This window comes from Acinetobacter sp. RF15B, assembly GCF_007558235.1.
Classification (GTDB): Bacteria; Pseudomonadota; Gammaproteobacteria; order Pseudomonadales; family Moraxellaceae; genus Acinetobacter; species Acinetobacter lwoffii_C.
In genome coordinates this window covers 15,495-34,155 of record NZ_VLSR01000002.1, presented here as the reverse complement: position 1 = coordinate 34,155, position 18,661 = coordinate 15,495, and the positions used below count along the sequence as shown (strand labels likewise).

The following is an 18,661-nucleotide window of genomic DNA, read 5'->3' as shown; positions in this document are numbered from 1 at the left end:
ATCCAGAAGAAAAACCCTGGCAGGATGCCGGGGTTTTTCTTCTCTTATTTTTCATGCTGTTAATTTCTTTTAGTTTTTCTTTGGCTGAAAGTGTTTAATAAACAGCGCTTAAAATGATGAAATATCATCTTTATATCTACGGAAAGAATGAGAGATTTTTTAATCCATCATAAAAACGGAACCTGAGCTCCGTTTTCACTTATTAAGATTTAATAGCTTCAAGTTCAATCTTAGCAGATTAAAAATCCATCTCACTCAGATATCAATGATCTCTTTCTGCTCTTCAGTGCATTAACGCATTACTCTCGAGTGAGTATCCGGATGGTGATGTATGGTTCTGCCTAATTTCGTTCCCGTATAGATTAAATATAAGGCTGACAAACCCACCAGAACATAAATAATTCGAGACAGCGTGCTCATTTCACCAAAGATTGCAGCAACTAAATCGAAATTAAATGCACCCACCAAACCCCAGTTGATTCCACCAATAATTGCCAAAGCATAAGCAATCCAGTCGATCGTATTTAGTCTCATTTGTTGTCTCCTACTCTTGTTTAAATTTACTCAGGGATCAGGGAAATTATGAAAACTAAGCTCTATTTAATATGTTGTATTGATGCTAAAAAGGCCAAGGCTGTGTTGAAGTACTGTCATCTTATAAAGTTTATTTTTTAATCAGGTTGGTTTTGTTTTGCTTATACAAGATAAACGTAAGTTAAAATTTTTCTTATTCTTAGGGAGGCTTTAAATGAGTGAGCAAAGTAGGGATCTCTTTTAACAAAATAAAATTAAAAGAACTTTTTTCTCTTTAAAAAATTATTTTACCAGTGACCATGTCGTTTATTTTTTAGAGGATTTGACATATTTTTCACGGCTGGGCTGAAGGTTTGTCATACCAGATAGCAAGACACAGCTCAGGTTTTGCCCAGTCATCCACTAAAACAAGCGTTCTATACTGACAGCTGCTCTGATAGCGATTGGCAATCATGTCGGGCAAGATATCGATACTGCCCCCTGCTCGACCATTTCAGCCATGCCTTCAAATGTAGGTATCCCGCTTCTTAAATTCAGCTCATGTCTTGGTGTTGGGGGCCTGCATATTTATATGATCTTGTCATCCACGTCCTGAATAAAAAGCCACTACATGGCTCCTAAATAGGAGCTTTGAATGAAATCTCAGTGTGCTGATATTAAAAGAGACTGAGGTGGAAGGATCACAACCAGATGGTCATCAATCACTGGTCCAGTCCCCTAAAGCTCCGAATTTAGGTCAGTATTTGGGCTTCTCTACAATATTCTCAGCATTCTTGTCAGATAAAATAGGTGCTGAAATAAAACAGCCAGTCATCTGACTGGCTGTTTTAAATAGATTTATACGGCGCGTGCTTTAGCCATCAGTGCTTCAATTTCTTCCACTGTTTTCACTACTTTGGAGGTTAAGTTCAGCGGACCATGTTTAGTCACTACAATATCGTCTTCAATACGAATACCGATACCCCGCCATTTCGGGTCAACTGTTTCATCATCAGGTGCGATGTAAAGACCTGGCTCAATGGTCACGACCATTCCTTCTTCATAGTTACGCCAGTCACCCTCTAGCTTATAGCTACCCACATCGTGAACATCCATGCCCAACCAGTGCCCGGTACCATGCATATAGAACTGGCGATAGGCTTCTTTTTCAATAATATCGTCAATATCACCTTGCATAATGCCAAGATCAAGCAGCCCTTGAACTAGAATACGTACTGCGACATGATGTGGCTGTTTATAAGAATTACCGATCTGAACCGCGTTAATTGCGGCAATTTGCGCATCAAGTACAATATTATAAAGCGCTTTTTGCTCAGAGCTAAATGTACCACTTACCGGGAAAGTACGGGTAATATCCGAGGCATAAAATTCATATTCACACGCCGCATCAATCAGGACCAAATCACCTGCTTTTAGCGGTTTGTCATTTTCTACATAATGCAGGATACAGGCATTGTCGCCTCCACCCACAATACTGTTATAAGAAGGCACACAACCGTTTTTACCAAAAATATAATTCAGCTCGGCTTCCAGAGCATATTCCATCATGCCCGGATGCACCATTTTCATGGCTTGAGTATGGGCTTGGGCTGAAATATCAGATGCAATCTGCATCAGTTCAATTTCTTTTTGATCTTTATGCAGGCGCATTTCATCCACAATGCGATCCAGCTGAATGACCTGCGCCGGTGCCGAAGTCCCGCGGCGGCTTTCACCATTGGCAGCTGCGATCCATCTGGCCACACGCGCATCAAAGTCTGCATTGTGCCCAATCCGGTAAAAAAACTTATCCTTGTTCTGCAGCTTAAGTAAGATTTCTTCATCTAGCAGATCAATTGCATAGGCTTCATCTGCTTCATACTCTTCAATAGCGCCATCAACACCAGCCCGATAACCATTCCAGATTTCCATTTCACGGTTCCGCTCACGGCAGAACAGGCTATAGGTATAACCTTCCTCTGCGGTATCAAAGGTTTCAATGACTGCGACTGCTTCAGGCTCGGCAAAACCGGTTAAATAGAAAAAACTGCTGTCTGCTCGGTATTTATAATCTGCATCGCGGTTACGCATGGCCACCGGGCTGGTGGCAATAATGGCAATACTACGCAGACCTATTTCACCCGCGAGGATGTCACGACGTTCCTGAAAATCGGCTTGAGTCAGTTTCTTCATGAGACCTTACTTCTTATTCATTTATATGAGGATTAAAATATGGATTAAGCTTCTGCCCTGAAAGCAGAGCAGTTCTGTTTGCTGTCAGTAACGAAAAATACCAGCAAAACATCTGCCTGTTTTCAAGACAAGTTATAAGCTGGTGGAATTAACTCGGGCGTTGAGGCGAGAAAATCTCGACCACAGATTGTGCTTCTGTAGTCGTCGCTTGGGGTTGAACTTTTTGAGTAAATTTCTGCAACAGTGGGGTTTCTTCCACAGCGACTTTCTTGCGACCTAAGGACAGGCTGACCGGAATTAAACGCACAAACTCGTAGAGTTCCTGGTAGCTTTCTTCACCTTCGGCATCATTATCAGAATCTTCGAATTCAACTGCTGCCACATCCTGCAAATGTTCAATCAGTTCCATTTCATCATTACGGATATGACCTGAAGCCAGTCCAAAGCCCAGCACTACCCCGGCACACCAGTCAGCCAGTGCCTGAACGCGCTCAGCCAGACTGTGTTCATCATCGGGCAATAAAGGCAGATAGTCCAGTTCATCTTCTGAGAGGGCATGAAACACATCTTCAGCTTCGCCGGTTAATAATTCTAATGCTTCAGGGTTCAGCTCAGGGACATCCAGCGTTTCCAGAATCTGCAACCACTCTACATTGGTCGGTGCCTGAGTCACGCAAACAATGCCAGTCAACAGACCGTGTAACTCACTTGGACTAGAAATTTCTTCAATTGAAGAAAAATTGCGGTACCATTCCGTCCAACCTGAAATATCGTCTTGCATTCGTTTATCCAATCTCTATACTGCTTATATATTACCTTTGTTTGCAACACTGTGCGACCTCGATATGTTAGAAGAATTACAGCGTCTACAAGGGCATATTGGCGTTTTAAAAACGCGACTTGCCCATCTTGAACATGAGAATACCAGTTTGCGCGAGGAGCAAGAGTCTTCTAATGCGCGACATCAAAATCAAATCGAACAGAAAAATAGCGTTATTACACAAAAACAACAAGAAATTGAAGGTCTAACCCAAAAGCTCTCTGAAACACGTGGACAGTTCCAGCAGTTAAATCAGGATGCCACTGCGCTGGCGGATCGTTATAGCCGTCTGGAGAAAAGCTGTACCGATCTGAAAAACCGTTTTCAGGAAATTCTGGCAGAGCGCAATGAATTACGTGCAGTAAAAGAAAAGTTATTACTTGATCAGCGTCATGCCCAGCAGGAAATTCAGCGCCTGAATCAGGAAGCTGAGCGTCTGACCCAGAAAAATGAAAGTGCAAAGGCGAAAGTGGAAGTCATTATTCAGCGTCTGGCCATTTTGGGAACTGCACAAGACCAGAATGCACAGGAAATCCAGCAACTGGCCCATCCGACTGAAGTGACCGAGGAAGCATCATCATGAGTGAGCAAATCGCTATCGACTTAAGAGTACTGGGACATAGCTTCCGTCTGGCCTCCACCGCGGATAAACGCGAGGATCTGGAGCGAGCCGCCCAGTTACTCAATGAAAAATATGATGAGTTTCGTCGCAAAGCGCCCCGCATGGAGCCGAGCAAGCTGATTATTATGGTGGCACTGGAATTGATGCAGGAAGTTCTGACCATGAACAAGTCCTTGCAGCAATATGCGCATTGTGAACGTTTGTTACAAACTATTTTAGAAGAAGTAGAAGAACTCTCTGAATAAATTAAGTTTTTGTTTAAAGTTCAAGCATTCAATCCGCATGTTTACAGTTGAGGAACAGCATAGAGTTGCCTCATTCATATTATAGTTTATACTGAGTCTTAACTCTGAGATGTTCGCCAGCGGGTCAAATTCCCCTGAGCCGATATTTAAATCTTAGGATTGAGTTCTGCATATTTAGAGTGTATGCCCATCCGGTATGGGAAACCTAGCAAGTATGCGTCTCGTCCACCTTGAACTTTAGGGTTCAAGGGTAATGACATGCAGCGGCATCTTCGGAGTGCTTGACTATTTTTCATACATTTCATTTTTTATCTTTTTAAATTCCAATTACATTTTTAATTTTCTTATTTATCGGATCTGCCTCAAAAGCTCTGTTTTCACGCCCCACTTAAAACTATCAATAGATTCATTTCATTCTCAAGGCTTTAGTTGTTTAAAGCTTTCTTAAAATGCTATCCGTATGTCTATAATATATAGGGCTTCTTTATCTTCGGTATAGCGAAGCCTGGCTGCCCTTCTCAAGCTGATCGCGAATTTTAAAGACCCTATGCTTATGACGACGATGAATCTATTTGAACTTCGAAAACAGCTCCGTAAACAACGCCGTCAACTTTCTTCCTTCCGGCAAAAACAGGCACAGCAGCGCGTTCTCAATATACTCCGTACCTTACCCGAGTTTCATGCCAGCAAGTCTGTCGGGCTTTATTTACATGCCTTTGGGGAAATTCATACCCAAGCGCTGATTGAATACTGCTTTAAAATGGCTAAACAGGTCTATCTGCCAGTTATTTGTAATATGAACCAGCAATTGGTCTGGGTCGAGATCAGTAAACATCAATATCGCAATAAGCGCTTTGCCCATCATCGTCTGGGAATGCGTGAACCGATCGCAACACGTGGTCTGCATGTTTCAAAACTGGAGCTGCTGATCATGCCACTTCTGGCCTGCGATACCGTAGGAACTCGTATTGGAATGGGCGGCGGATATTATGACCGTACTCTGGCATCTGCTCCTCGCCGTCCTTTTCGGCTTGGTCTGGCGCATGATTTCCAGCTGATTCATCAGCCTTTGCAACGTGAAACGTGGGATCAGCCACTTGATGCCTTAATCACGCCCTCCCTTTTACGACGCTTTAAACGTTAAATAATGTATTTCCAATGAGTTAAAGGCTTTAAAATCACATAATTAGTCATTTTTCATACAATTTAATCCTGTTTACCCTTGTAATTTTTAAATTACCCATCACTATTAAAAACATGGCAACACCGTTGTCACTCATTAGGAGTGCCCATGTCTGAAATTATTATGAATCAAGAAACCTTAGAGCCTCAGGTTCCAAGTGTATTACCACTTTTGGCGCTACGTGACGTGGTAGTTTATCCACATATGCAAATTGCGCTATTTGTCGGTCGTGAAAAATCGATCAATGCAGTTGATGTGGCTCGTAACAGTGACAATCTAGTATTTGTAGTTGCGCAAAAAGATTCGCTTACAGAAGAAATTGATCACGACAACTTATATCAATACGGTACTGTCGCGAAGATTGTGCAAGTTGTGAATCACGAAAATGATGAAAACTGTATTAAAGTCCTGATTGAAGGCCTGTATCGTGCCAAGCTCAAAACCATCATTGATGAAAATGAGTATTTGACTGCAGAGCATGAACTGAGTCCAATGAGCGTCACTGTAGATGAAGATACTCAAGCCCTTCGTCTGCAAGAACTGCGTGCGCTCTTTGCTCAATATGCTGAAGCTAAACTGCGCAATGCCCGCGAGCTGATTGCAGCTGCCAATAAAATCGAAGATTTGCTCCAGCTGCTATTTTTTGTTGCGACACGTGTACCCTTAAATATCGAAGTAAAACAGAAATTTCTGGAACACGATGAATTTGAAGCACACTTAACCGAGCTGATGACTTATTTATTGCAGCAATCTGAAGAACAGCAGATTGAGCAAACCCTGCATGACTCGGTTAAACGCCAAATGGAAAAGAACCAGCGCGAATATTTCCTGAATGAAAAAATGAAGGTCATTCAGCGCGAGCTTTCCGATATGAATGGCGGTGCAGAAGATGATGTTGCGGAAATTGAAAAGCGTCTGGCCGAAGCTGACCTGCCTGAACATGTCCGTAAAAAAGCCGAAGCCGAGTTCCGCAAACTCAAAGCCATGCAGCCGGCATCCAGTGAAGCGGCTGTGGTGCGTAACTACCTGGAAGTCATTCTCGATACACCGTGGAACAAAGCCAGCAAAGTCAGCATTAACCTGAACAAAGCGCAGGAAATTCTGGATGCCGATCACTATGGTCTGGATGATGTCAAAGACCGTATTGTGGAATATCTGGCAGTTCAATCCCGTGTGAAGAAACTGCGTGGCCCGATTCTGTGTCTGGTTGGTCCTCCTGGGGTCGGTAAAACTTCACTGGGTGAATCGATTGCCAAAGCAACCGGTCGTGAGTTTGTGCGTATGGCCTTAGGTGGTGTACGTGATGAAGCTGAGATTCGCGGTCACCGCCGTACTTATATCGGTGCGATGCCAGGTAAAATCGTGCAATCGCTAACCAAAGTTGGGGTTAAAAACCCGTTATTCCTGCTCGACGAGATCGACAAAATGGCTCAGGATTACCGTGGTGATCCAGCATCTGCGATGCTTGAAGTACTTGATCCATCACAAAATAACAAGTTCAATGATCACTATCTTGATCTTGACCTTGACCTGTCTGAAGTGATGTTCATCTGTACTGCAAATAGCATGAATATTCCTGAGGCCCTCTTGGACCGTATGGAAGTGATTCGTCTTCCAGGTTATACCGAGGAAGAGAAAGTTAACATCGCAGACCGTTACCTGGTACCTAAAGCCATTAAAAATAATGGTCTACGCGCCAAAGAACTTACCGTGCATGAAGAAGCAATTCGTGACATTGTACGCCGCTATACGCGTGAAGCCGGTGTGCGTAACCTTGAGCGTGAAGTGTCGAAAATTGCACGTAAAGTGGTGAAAGAAGCCATCAGCAAGAAAGCTAAAAACCTTCAGGTTGAAGTAAATGCTGCCAATCTTCCTGACTACCTAGGTCCGCATAAATTTGACTATGGTATGGCAGAAGAAGAAGCTCAAGTCGGCCGTGTCAATGGTTTGGCCTGGACTTCAGTCGGTGGTGAATTGCTCACTATTGAAGTTGCAGCAGTCAAAGGTAAAGGGAAGTTTATTACCACAGGTTCTCTTGGCGATGTGATGAAAGAGTCGATTACTGCAGCCATGACTGTGGTTCGTACCCGTGCCGATGAGCTGGGTATCGAAGCTTCACGCTTTGAGGAAACTGATGTACATGTGCATTTACCGGAAGGTGCCACCCCTAAAGATGGCCCATCTGCTGGTCTGGCATTAACCACGGCGCTGGTCTCTGCGTTTACTGGAATTCCGATCCGCCCAGACATTGCTATGACTGGTGAAACCAGCCTGAGTGGCCGTGCAATGCGTATCGGTGGCCTGAAAGAAAAGCTGCTTGCGGCACATCGTGGAGGTATCAAACTGGTATTCATTCCACAGGCAAATATACGCGATCTTGCGGAAATTCCTGAGAATGTCAAAGAAGGCCTGGAAATTAAAGCGGTGAAATCGATTGATGAAATTTTACCACTGGCTTTGATGGATATGCCGAAAGCACTGGTTAAAGCTCCCATTGTAAAAGCCAATGAAGAAGCCAAAGCAGCGCGTCATTAAGATTGCTATGCTATAAAAAATTACCCTGCTCTGGCAGGGTAATTTTTTATCTGGGTATATGTTTAAAATTAAAAACTGCCTAAAATTTCAAAGCTAAATCCACCACACTATTGACGACATCTGCCATTTTATTCAAATCCAGCTTATCGACCGTATCCAGTGGCGTATTATAATAAGGGTTGCGATAATGCGCTGTATCGGTAATCAAAAGCGTAGAATAATTAAATTTGGCATAATTCAAATAACCCGAAAAGTCGATATTTTGCAAAAAGGCCGGGCTAATAAATCGCTCACAATCCAAACGGGAAAGACGCTGCATCGACTCACAATAGTGAGTGACCATTCTGGCTGACGCCAGATGACCAAGCGCCGCAATAAAATTCCCTTCGCGTGGATAGATCCATTTTAACCCGGCCGGATAGGTTTGTACCTGGTTATCGTTAAAATAGCCGATTGAATCCAGAATGATGACTCCTTTAATTTTCTGTTTCTGAGTTTTTAACGATTTTGCATGAATGTAACTACCCATATATTCAGACTTGAAATAAGGAGGTTCTTCTAAGGTGTAAAAGGCAAACTCGACATTGTGTTCTAGTTTGGTCTTTTGTAAAGCCAGCAACCGTGCAGCTTCCAGCGCTCCTGCAACACCAGAGGCATTATTGTCCGCGCCAGCCTGCTCACCTTGTGCATCATAATGCGCTCCCAGCACCAAGGTCTTTTCCGCTTTGGCATCCAGACGGCAAATGACATTACGATAGCTCAGATTATTGACAACATAAGTTTGAAACTGGCAAGGGATACCAAACAGTCGCATCTGCTGCTTGATCCAGGCTGAAACCCGATTGAGTTCTTCGACATTCTTAAAATTCCGAAATTCATCAATATTAACAATCTGGTTAATAAACAGTTTTAAGTGCCCTGCTTGAGCACTTTTGGCAACATTGGCTTGACTTGCCGTAGAACACAGCAACCCCCAACTCAACAGAAGAACCGTCATACATCCTTTTAAAATAACACTGGGCCGCATTCTTATTATTCCATGGCTTTATTATCAAGCGGAGACTTGAACTCCGTTTATTAAAGCAACATCACTCGCAGTATTTCAATTGCAATTTGTTTCACCGCTCAACTTCATGTTAGGAGATCGTTATAATGGCGTATCCAATGATTGATTCTCTATTATGAAAATTCGTATCCTGACCATTGGTCAGAAAATGCCGGCTTGGGTATTAACTGGCTTTACAGATTATTTTAAGCGCATTCAGCCCTTTGTCCAGACGCAGGTTATTGAATTACCTATGGCCAAACGTGGGAAAAATGATTCTGAAGCCGATATTTTGAAATACCGCAATATTGAAGGTGACAGCATCTTGAGTGCGTTGAAACCAAATGAAGTGCTGATTGCGCTGGAAGTGGGGGGCCGTGAATTGAGTACCGAAAAGCTGGCTGAAACCATGAAAAGCTGGATGCTGGAAGGTCAGGATATTGCGTTAGCCATTGGTGGACCGGACGGACATTCAGAAGCTGTGCGTAAGGCAGCCGTCTGGCACTGGTCGCTCTCCAAACTCACCTTGCCGCATCCGCTGGTACGTGTAATGCTGATCGAACAGCTGTATCGTGCCATGAGTATCAACCATAATCATCCTTATCATCGCGCTGGCTAAGCAGAGTTGTTCTGTATTTGCAACGTTTTGTTGAATAATCACGCCTGCTCCTGATGCTCTTTTTTGGGCATTATTGAAACATCTGACTTATATGGTTTGAATTATGAACTTACAAACCCTGCCCGGCTTATTTATTTCTCATGGCTCTCCGATGCTGGCGCTTAACCCCGAGCAGGTAGGCCCGGCCCTACAGCGTCTGGCATTGAATTTACCGCGTCCGCAAGCCATTGTGGTGATGTCTGCACACTGGGAAAGTGAGGTACTGGAAGTGAATACCGGTATTCGTCCAGAAACCTGGCATGACTTTCGCGGCTTTCCGCCGGAGCTGTACCAGCTCCGCTATCCAGCACCGGGTAATCCTGAACTGGCAGAACAGATTCTGAATATGTTTGCCAATGCGGGATTCTCGGCACATGCCAACAGTGTCCGTCCACGTGATCATGGTGTCTGGATGCCGCTACTGCATATGTATCCCGAAGCAGATCTTCCAGTGGTGGAAATCTCTCTGCCGATGTCAATGAGTGCCGAGGAGATTTATGGGACCGGTCAGACCTTGGCTGTGTTACGTGAGCAGCAGGTGCTACTGATAGGTTCTGGCAGTATTACCCATAATCTGGCTGAATTATCCTGGCAAGAAAATACTGACGAAGTTCCAGAATGGGCATCGACTTTCCGCAATTATGTGGTGAACAAACTGACCCATAGTGACTTTAATACAGTCCTTGACTGGCAATCGCTCCCTCATATCAAGCGCAACCATCCAAGCTTGGAGCACTTTAGCCCATTGTTCTTTGCCATGGGTACCGGGCACCGGTTCAGCATTGTGCATAGTAGCTTTAGTATGGGTTCCTTAGGCATGGATATTTACCGTTTCGATTAAAATTTAAAGTAACTTTCATCAATTAACAAAAAAATATCAATAGATACACTTTGAAACCAAAAAAAATTGAATGTATCCATTTTTTTTAAAAGCTGATCATATATGATGTATCTTGTTATTTTAAATCAAGAACTTGAATCTAATGAAACTAAAACTTCTAGCACTTGCACTCTTCCCACTTGCACTGACTGCTTGCCAATCATCTGAGATTCAAAAAGTAGGAGATCTGGCTGTGTCTGTACTACAACAACAAAATGCAGATCAGACTTTGGCAAATTACCATTGGAGTGCTAACACAGCAGATGCCCCAAAACCTCTGGTTTTAAAGTTTGACAAAGCAGGCCGTTTAGGAATTTCTACCAGTTGTAACGGTATGGGAACCAGTTGGAAAGTTGAAAATAACCAGATCGTGACGGGCAACTTGGCGGCTACTCAAATGGCCTGTGAACCTAAAGCCATGGCACAAGAAAAAGTTGCAGCAGATTTATTTGAAAACCGTAAAGTACCATTCGTTTTAAACTTGAATGATCCACAAGCTCCAACCCTGACTATTGTCTCTGTAAAAGGCGAAAAAATTGTCTTCACCGGTAAGCAAACCGCTGAATCAAAATATCAAAGTGAAGGTGAAACCATTTTCCTTGAAATTTCACCAGAAACCAAAGCATGCACAGGTGTAACAGCACAGACTTGTCTTCAGGTTCGTGAAATCAAATATGCTGACAATGGCGTAAAAACCCAGGTCAATAAAGACTGGACATTATTCTATAACTCTATCGAAGGTTTTACACATAACCCTAAAGAGCGCCAGATTGTACGTATCAAACGTTATGAAGTTAAAAATCCAGCAGCGGATCATTCCAAATATGCGTATGTTCAAGACATGATTATTGAACGTGAAACAGTTAAGGGTTCACTTTAATTTTTAAGTCGATACAACATGTATGAAAAACCGATGTTAAGGCATCGGTTTTTCAGTTTTTATTCCCCTTCACTCATGGATCATCATTTTCTATAATTTTTAAATATGGAATATTGATCATGCAGATAAAAAGAAATATGTAAGCCATCAAAGCATTCAGCTTATTTTCTATATTTTTATTGCTATCAGCTTGCCGAAATACAACCATAGAGAAAACCACTCCGACAACACCCTTTAAATCCTCAGTCACGTTTTTATGTCATGAAATATTAGAACAAACAGGTGGATATCATGCCACCCAACACTAACCTAAAGTCACTTCAAAAATGGGCATCAATATATTGTTTACGGTATCTCTTATATCTCTGATATAAAAATTATAATGCTGAACTTTAGAAAAATTTACATTGAAGTCAATTTAGAAGATCAAACTCCAACACTGTGATCAAGCTTCCATCCTGATCAAATGATATTTTAGAATAACTGCCCTCGCTTAGGTCTGGACTGTTTTTTGTAAAGACAATAAAAAAACCGAGGCAAAATCCTCGGTTTTTATTTAGCTATATTCAGATTTAGAATACACCCTGTGCAAGCATCGCATCCGCTACTTTAACGAAGCCGGCAATATTTGCACCATTTACATAGTTCACAGTGCCATCTTCTTGCATACCGAATTTCACACAGTTACGATGAATTTCTTTCATGATTGCATGCAAGCGCTCATCGACTTCTTCGAATGTCCAACCTAAACGTAAAGCGTTTTGAGACATTTCCAAACCAGAAGTGGCTACACCACCTGCATTTGAAGCTTTACCTGGCGCATAAAGAATTTTCGCTTCAACGAACTTCTCAACTGCTTCCAGCGTAGAAGGCATATTTGCACCTTCCGCCACACAGATCACGCCATTTGCTAGCAGAGCTTCAGCATCAGACTCATCCAGCTCATTTTGTGTGGCACATGGAAGCGCAATATCACACTTGATGGACCAAGGGCGCTTACCTTCCATATACTCAAAACCATGCTTGGACGCAAATTCGGAAATACGGCCACGTTTTACGTTTTTCAGTTCCATCACTTCAGCCAACAAGGCATCCGTAAAACCGTCTTTAATGTATACCGTACCCCCCGAGTCAGAGAGTGAAACAACTTTAGCACCCAAATACATCGCTTTTTCAGCGGCATACTGTGCAACGTTACCTGAACCTGAAATGGTCACCACTTTATCTTTGAAGCTTTCGCTACAGCTCTTAAGCATTTCCTCAGCGAAATACACAGCTCCGTAGCCTGTTGCTTCTGGACGAGCCAGTGAGCCACCGAAAGTCAGGCCCTTACCGGTGAATACACATGAAGTGTCATTGCTGAGCTTTTTCATCATACCCGCCATATAGCCCACTTCACGGCCGCCTACACCAATATCGCCCGCAGGGATATCGGTGTCTGACCCTAAATGACGGTATAACTCAATCATGAGGGACTGGCAGAAACGCATGATTTCGCCTTCTGACTTGCCCTTAGGATCAAAGTCGGAACCACCTTTACCACCGCCCATAGGCAATGTAGTCAGGGCATTTTTAAATGTTTGTTCAAAGCCCAAGAATTTCAGGATAGACAGGTTCACCGATGGGTGAAAACGCATGCCACCTTTAAATGGACCAATCGCTGAGTTATATTGCACGCGAAAAGCACGGTTGACATGGGTTTGACCTTGGTCATCCACCCAGGCAACACGGAACTGGATCACGCGCTCTGGTTCAACTAGACGTTCAAGCAAACCGTGGGCTGCGTATTGTGGATTTTTCTCGATAAATGGCCACAAGCTGGTCATCACTTCTTCAATCGCTTGAAGAAACTCTGGTTGATGTGCATCACGTGATTTTACGTAATCTAGGAACTCATTAAGTGTGTTGTATTTCAACGCTTAATCCTCAGCAGAAAATGGATCAAAATTGGTCAAATTTACAATCAATGTTAAATTTTGGCGCAAAATATTAAATATCTTTTGTAACTAATCTACAATACTTTTTTGAAAAAATCTTTAAAATTAATTTGATAACAAATATTTATACACATTATAAAAATTTTTCCTTTGTCAGAAAATGCTAATTGAGTCCATCCAGAATTCTGCCTTTATGTCTAAAAAACAAGGCACTAAATGCTAAAAAATCCTGCCCATCATGTGACTTTAAATTTATGTTAAAATTGAAAAAACGACATATTTTGTTTCACTTATACTAAAGCTCAAGCAAGAGCTGCTCTGGTTATTCATGACTTCGCAAATTTCTCTCATCCAGTCCATTGATGCTTTACTGCCCCAAACCCAATGTGGTTTATGTGGTCATCGTGATGGTTGCTTACCTTATGCCCAATCTATTGTTGAGGGTGAAAATGCAAATAAATGTGTACCAGGAGGACAGCCGGTTGCGGATGCTCTGGCCACATTATTAAATCGCACTAAACTTCCGGCCGAAAAAAGTGTCTGGCCGATCCAGGCCGATGGCCGGCCACAGCGGATGAAAGCGGTTATTCGTGAAGATGAATGCATTGGTTGTACCAAATGTATTAGTGCATGTCCGGTAGATGCAATTATTGGTTCAGGCAAACTCATGCATACAGTTTTGACTGAGCTTTGCACCGGCTGTGAATTATGTATTCCTCCTTGCCCGGTCGACTGCATTGATCTGGTCGAGGATCAGCAGCCTTTAGCTACAGATGCACAGCGTATCACTGAGCAGGATGACCTGCGTCAACGTTACTATGCACATATCCAGCGTGAAGAGAAACGCCGAATGAACCGCAAGGGTCCAGTTGTACGGGCTGAAATCAATACTGCCCTATTTGCACAATTTTCTGCCCAGGTTGAGCAGGTTCCGGCTATTGAAGTTATCCAGAAACCGGCAGATGAGGTGGTCATCTCCGATGCGCAAACGACGATTGAACTTGCCAAACTCCGCACGCAAATCAAGAAGTTGGAAAAACAGCTTTCTGTACATGAAAATGAACAGAAACGTATACAGCTTGAGGAATTACAGCAGAAATTACAGGGATTACAAGGATAAAATATGAGTACCGCAAGTCATAAACCTGTAAAAAACATGACTAAGAAACAGGTTCAAATCTTTTTTGAGCGCTTAAGAGCGCAGCGACCAGATCCCAAAACTGAACTGAATTATTCTAGCCCATTTGAACTGTTGGTGGCCGTAACCCTGTCTGCCCAAGCAACCGATGTCAGCGTGAATAAAGCCACCGACAAACTGTTTCCAGTGGCCAATACTCCCGAAGCAATTTATGCCTTGGGCGTAGACGGCTTAAAGGAGTATATCAAAACCATTGGTTTATATAATTCAAAAGCGGTTAACGTCATTAAAGCCTGTGAAATACTCATCACGAAACATAATAGCGTAGTACCGGACAATCGTGCTGATCTGGAAGCTCTGCCCGGCGTAGGCCGCAAAACCGCCAATGTGGTGTTAAATACGGCTTTTGGTCAGCCGACCATGGCAGTCGATACCCATATTTTCCGGGTAGGTAATCGTACAGGTCTGGCCGTGGGTAAGAATGTACTGGAAGTAGAACACTGTCTGGTGAAAGTCATTCCCAAGGAATTTATTGTCGATGCCCATCACTGGCTAATTCTGCATGGCCGCTACTGTTGTATCGCACGCAAGCCTAAATGTTCTGAATGTGTTGTCGCCGATGTCTGCAACTGGCCGGACCGTTTTGAATTTGGCGCAGGCCAAGCCATTCCAGTAAAAAGTATTGATTAATCTTTTCAGTTAAGTTCTGAGGAAATGAAAAGCTCTTATAAATTGCTTGTCTTTGGTTAACGCCGAGAGTAGAGAGTCATCATGCAGAATAGTTTGAAGTGGGGTTTGTGAATAGAGTTCATCTCAGAACAATCAGCCTGAATAATGGTGTCGGGCTGGGTAATAAGGAATTTTATACATACCAGGCTTTCCCCGCCAAGTCAGCAGAAGTGAGTTGGAAACTAAGGAAAAAATCGAGCGCCTAGCGTTAAAAAATATAATTCTTGCATCCTTTACTCCTCAGCTGACTTTTTGTTTCCGGTATTTATTTCTTGTCTTGCTCAGCTTGTTCTTGCTTGGCCCGATCAAGTTCAGCTTGTAATTTTGGATGCAGCTGACGCATAGGTACTTTACCCACATTTTCTGTGCGCTCTTCTTTCTGAACTTTTCTTAGCATTTTAAAGCTCAATACAAACAGGCCTACCAGGACAACCAAACAAAGTCCTATTCCAAGTAATATCGCAATTTCCACAGTGGTCAGCCCTTTCCAATCAACCATAAAAAAGAGCCCTAATATGACTTAGAGCCCTTTTAAAGTCAAAATTATCGAAAATCGATTATTTTGTTTGGTCCAGAACCGCGAAGAGATCAGCCTGAACATCTTCGATTGGACGTAAACCGTTTAGCTTGTCATAAGTCGGCGCATTTTCACCAGATGCTGCACGGCTCTGATAGAAGCTCACCAACTGTTCAGTTTCAGTGTGGTATGAACCCAGGCGCTTACGAATTGTCGCTTCCTGATCATCAGGACGTTGAACCAGATCTTCACCAGTTTCATCGTCTTTACCTTCCACCTTAGGTGGATTGTAAATAATATGATAAACACGACCAGAACCCGGATGCTGGCGACGGCCAGACAGACGTTTTACGATTTCTTCATCCGGTACATCAATTTCAATCACATGATCAATATCGATGCCTTCTTTTTCCAGCGCTTCAGCCTGTGGAATAGTACGTGGGAAACCGTCAAAGATACAGCCATTTACACAGTCAGGCTGTGCAATACGTTCTTTGACCAGTCCAATAATTAATTCATCAGAAACCAAACCGCCATTATCCATGACGTTTTTAGCTTGTAGACCTAATTCAGTTCCTTCACGAATCGCAGCACGGAGCATATCACCGGTTGAAATTTGTGGGATATTGTAGCGCTTACAGATCAACTGAGCTTGTGTACCTTTACCTGCTCCAGGTGGTCCGAGTAAAATAATGCGCATATATAAACATCCTCATTTAAACAATATGTATGACGCCACGACCACAATCCTCTGATTGTGTCCCCCGGCATCTCATTATAAGAAAGCCACAAACAAATGGATTAAACCCGCAATAAAACCGGTGACACCACCCAATACAATCAGGATCCATTCGTCTTCCTGAAATGCAGGACGTAACAGATTCTGAAACTCCTTCGGTGTCAGCTCGCGTATGCGGTCTCTAAACATTTGATAGATCTTCTGTGCACGGCTCGCATTAAATGCAGGGTCGCATACAGGCACCATCGTAATTTCAATCGAGCGATCGATCAAGTCTGTCTTGAGTTTTGCATACTCTTTGGGTCCTAAAGACAACTGTAAAGAGGTCCGAACCAACGGTGTTTCCATAATTTCGTTAATATGGCGTTTGACAATACGGCGAGTCTTATCTTTTCGACTGCCATACATCATTTCAGTCATGATTGATTTTAGCGTAATCAGATCTTCTGTGACTACACTTGCAAAAACATCAGAGACTTCTTCCTGACGTTTCATAAAGGCACCTTGTATGTTATAGGTGCTAATTCGTGGAATTACCGGCTTGATCCAAGGGAAGCTGCGATCGGCAGTCCGGGCGAAGAATTGCGGATACTTGATATAGTGCGGCTCCACTGGATTAAATACCATCCAGATGGCAATCCAGTTGGTCAGAAAGCCCCAGATTGCTGCCCAGAACGGCACAGTCCAGTGCCAAGGCACCACAAACCATACTATCATCTGGAACAGACCAAAGAGCATTCCGATCAGGGCGCTAATATGCCAGATAAAGTTAATTTCTTTTTGCCCGACTTTAAGGAACATGCGTACCATTAAACGCCGGTCACCTTCCATTTGGCTGACCACCATCTCCCGCATATTGACCAGTGACTCGACGTTCATGGTCAGCTCGGTCACAAGTTCTTTTAAGGTACTTGGCAGCTGCTTATGGGCCTGGGCATAAATACGGCGTTTAATAGAATAAGGTAAATTTTCCCAAAGTACCGCATTACGGTCGATCATCACTTCATCAATCAGGTGCTCAAGCTCAAAACCCACCTGTTCACCAATAATACGAGCCATATCATCTGGATCCATGGCATTTAAAAACTCATGCAACGAGCCCAGTTTAGATAAAGTATTATCTGTGATAATTCCCGAAATACGTCCAGCTTTACGCGGTACGATCCCCTGCCATCCCACAGGTAGAGGGCCTATATGAAAACCCCAGAAGTTGATTGGATAAAACACCATTTTCAGTGCCATCCATACGTGTGCCCACGTTACAAATGCGGTGACCGGGATAATGCTGAGCACGGCCCAGAAATCCGGGCGATTCAAAAAGACTTGCCATAACTCGTTGACGTACTCAAGCATGCATAACTTCCATATTTAATTTTTTGTTCACAGTATACACGTATTAATAAAGTCAAATATTTTCTCTATAAACCGATACTTAAAGTATAGGAAAATTGTAGCCGCGGTTCAGTTTCAGCCACCACCCGGCCGTTTCGGTCTTCTAGTTTCTCACCTGCCCCTATCCCGATACTAAAGCTGCTGATCCGCTCTGAGTTCAGCAAGACGTAGGCCAGATCAACGCCTGCACCCAAGCGGGCTTTATCTTGGCGGTCTACCTGTTTAGTATCAATATGTCCTGCATAAGCTCCAATATAATAACCATTTTTATCTTTACCTGTGAGGTGGGCCGGGTAACGAAAGCCAACTTGTGCTCCCACAGTCTTGTCATCGTTGATAAAGACACCACCTTTCACATAAGCAATCCCATAAGGATTCACCCATTCAGTATTTAAATGGAGCATTTTCTGGGTCAACCCTGCTCCGATATTCCAAGTTTTGGGTTGCTGATCATTTAACTGGGCCTGCCTGTGATTGTCCTGGGCATAGGCAGAACCCGCAACTGCCCATAAAGCACACATTAACAAAGGGTAAACTTGGTTCATTCCTTCACCATCATCCTTAATTATATTTTTTGGTAGAGCTCTATTTTTATTTAATTTTGACTTTAGCAGAATTATCCAGACTGTTATAGG

General features: G+C 43.1%; 19 protein-coding genes and 1 other RNA gene. 10 read left to right on the top strand and 10 right to left on the bottom strand.

Going from position 1 to position 18,661, the window contains the following annotated elements; genetic code table 11:
* Window positions 1-291: 291 nt before the first annotated feature.
* The 3 genes from E2K74_RS01595 to E2K74_RS01585 all read right to left on the bottom strand — a co-directional run bounded on the left by E2K74_RS01595 (window position 292) and on the right by E2K74_RS01585 (window position 3,487).
* Window positions 292-534, bottom strand: coding sequence for a DUF378 domain-containing protein (locus tag E2K74_RS01595; RefSeq protein WP_151203312.1), 243 nt, complete (start codon window positions 532-534; stop codon window positions 292-294).
* An 837-nt stretch (window positions 535-1,371) separates the two neighbouring features.
* On the bottom strand, window positions 1,372-2,706 hold the full coding sequence (pepP, locus tag E2K74_RS01590) for a Xaa-Pro aminopeptidase (protein ID WP_151205990.1): 1,335 nt from the start codon (window positions 2,704-2,706) through the stop codon (window positions 1,372-1,374).
* 148 nt (window positions 2,707-2,854) lie between these two features.
* Entirely contained in the window at window positions 2,855-3,487 is a 633-nt protein-coding gene (locus E2K74_RS01585; RefSeq protein WP_151205989.1) for a UPF0149 family protein, read from the bottom strand.
* A gap of 64 nt (window positions 3,488-3,551) precedes the next feature.
* Between E2K74_RS01585 and E2K74_RS01580 the strand changes: the two genes are divergently transcribed.
* The 5 genes from E2K74_RS01580 to lon all read left to right on the top strand — a co-directional run bounded on the left by E2K74_RS01580 (window position 3,552) and on the right by lon (window position 8,111).
* A complete protein-coding gene (locus E2K74_RS01580; protein WP_151205988.1) occupies window positions 3,552-4,109 on the top strand; it encodes a hypothetical protein in 558 nt (185 codons plus the stop codon).
* On the top strand, window positions 4,106-4,393 hold the full coding sequence (locus tag E2K74_RS01575) for a cell division protein ZapA (protein WP_151203308.1): 288 nt from the start codon (window positions 4,106-4,108) through the stop codon (window positions 4,391-4,393). The genes E2K74_RS01580 and E2K74_RS01575 overlap by 4 nt, the downstream gene beginning before the upstream one ends.
* A 98-nt stretch (window positions 4,394-4,491) precedes the next feature.
* Window positions 4,492-4,676, top strand: a non-coding RNA gene (gene ssrS / locus E2K74_RS01570) — 6S RNA.
* Between the two features lie 279 nt (window positions 4,677-4,955).
* The gene (locus tag E2K74_RS01565) at window positions 4,956-5,537 is read left to right on the top strand and encodes a 5-formyltetrahydrofolate cyclo-ligase (protein WP_151206146.1); all 582 of its coding nucleotides are present in this window, start codon (window positions 4,956-4,958) and stop codon (window positions 5,535-5,537) included.
* A gap of 147 nt (window positions 5,538-5,684) precedes the next feature.
* The gene (gene lon / locus E2K74_RS01560) at window positions 5,685-8,111 is read left to right on the top strand and encodes an endopeptidase La (protein ID WP_151205987.1); all 2,427 of its coding nucleotides are present in this window, start codon (window positions 5,685-5,687) and stop codon (window positions 8,109-8,111) included.
* Window positions 8,112-8,190: 79 nt separating this feature from the next.
* Here the strand turns inward: lon and E2K74_RS01555 are convergent, their stop codons facing one another.
* A complete protein-coding gene (locus E2K74_RS01555; protein ID WP_151205986.1) occupies window positions 8,191-9,138 on the bottom strand; it encodes a M28 family peptidase in 948 nt (315 codons plus the stop codon).
* Window positions 9,139-9,292: 154 nt separating this feature from the next.
* Between E2K74_RS01555 and rlmH the strand changes: the two genes are divergently transcribed.
* The 3 genes from rlmH (at window position 9,293) to E2K74_RS01540 (ending at window position 11,574) form a co-directional block, all read left to right on the top strand.
* Window positions 9,293-9,775, top strand: coding sequence for a 23S rRNA (pseudouridine(1915)-N(3))-methyltransferase RlmH (rlmH, locus tag E2K74_RS01550; protein ID WP_151205985.1), 483 nt, complete (start codon window positions 9,293-9,295; stop codon window positions 9,773-9,775).
* Between the two features lie 103 nt (window positions 9,776-9,878).
* Entirely contained in the window at window positions 9,879-10,655 is a 777-nt protein-coding gene (locus E2K74_RS01545) for a DODA-type extradiol aromatic ring-opening family dioxygenase (protein WP_151205984.1), read from the top strand.
* A gap of 142 nt (window positions 10,656-10,797) precedes the next feature.
* The gene (locus E2K74_RS01540) at window positions 10,798-11,574 is read left to right on the top strand and encodes an META and DUF4377 domain-containing protein (protein ID WP_151203303.1); all 777 of its coding nucleotides are present in this window, start codon (window positions 10,798-10,800) and stop codon (window positions 11,572-11,574) included.
* A 73-nt stretch (window positions 11,575-11,647) separates the two neighbouring features.
* Here E2K74_RS01540 and E2K74_RS14520 read toward each other — a convergent pair whose 3' ends face one another.
* On the bottom strand, window positions 11,648-11,824 hold the full coding sequence (locus E2K74_RS14520) for a hypothetical protein (protein ID WP_153228198.1): 177 nt from the start codon (window positions 11,822-11,824) through the stop codon (window positions 11,648-11,650).
* A 322-nt stretch (window positions 11,825-12,146) separates the two neighbouring features.
* Entirely contained in the window at window positions 12,147-13,490 is a 1,344-nt protein-coding gene (gdhA, locus tag E2K74_RS01535) for an NADP-specific glutamate dehydrogenase (RefSeq protein ID WP_151205983.1), read from the bottom strand.
* A 349-nt stretch (window positions 13,491-13,839) separates the two neighbouring features.
* On the opposite strand from gdhA, the gene E2K74_RS01530 reads away from it, so the two are divergent.
* Both E2K74_RS01530 and nth read left to right on the top strand, forming a co-directional pair.
* Window positions 13,840-14,631, top strand: a complete 792-nt coding sequence (locus E2K74_RS01530; protein WP_151205982.1) for an RnfABCDGE type electron transport complex subunit B — start codon at window positions 13,840-13,842, stop codon at window positions 14,629-14,631.
* A 3-nt stretch (window positions 14,632-14,634) separates the two neighbouring features.
* A complete protein-coding gene (nth, locus tag E2K74_RS01525; protein ID WP_151205981.1) occupies window positions 14,635-15,339 on the top strand; it encodes an endonuclease III in 705 nt (234 codons plus the stop codon).
* 304 nt (window positions 15,340-15,643) lie between these two features.
* Here nth and E2K74_RS01520 read toward each other — a convergent pair whose 3' ends face one another.
* The 4 genes from E2K74_RS01520 to E2K74_RS01505 form a co-directional block, all read right to left on the bottom strand.
* Complete coding sequence (locus E2K74_RS01520) at window positions 15,644-15,850, bottom strand: hypothetical protein (RefSeq protein ID WP_151206145.1); 207 nt, start codon at window positions 15,848-15,850, stop codon at window positions 15,644-15,646.
* A gap of 85 nt (window positions 15,851-15,935) precedes the next feature.
* The gene (adk, locus tag E2K74_RS01515; protein WP_151203298.1) at window positions 15,936-16,595 is read right to left on the bottom strand and encodes an adenylate kinase; all 660 of its coding nucleotides are present in this window, start codon (window positions 16,593-16,595) and stop codon (window positions 15,936-15,938) included.
* A 75-nt stretch (window positions 16,596-16,670) separates the two neighbouring features.
* Window positions 16,671-17,987 (bottom strand): hypothetical protein, encoded by a 1,317-nt coding sequence (locus E2K74_RS01510; protein ID WP_151203297.1) that lies wholly within the window; start codon window positions 17,985-17,987, stop codon window positions 16,671-16,673.
* A 65-nt stretch (window positions 17,988-18,052) separates the two neighbouring features.
* Entirely contained in the window at window positions 18,053-18,571 is a 519-nt protein-coding gene (locus tag E2K74_RS01505; RefSeq protein ID WP_151203296.1) for a hypothetical protein, read from the bottom strand.
* Window positions 18,572-18,661: the final 90 nt, after the last annotated feature.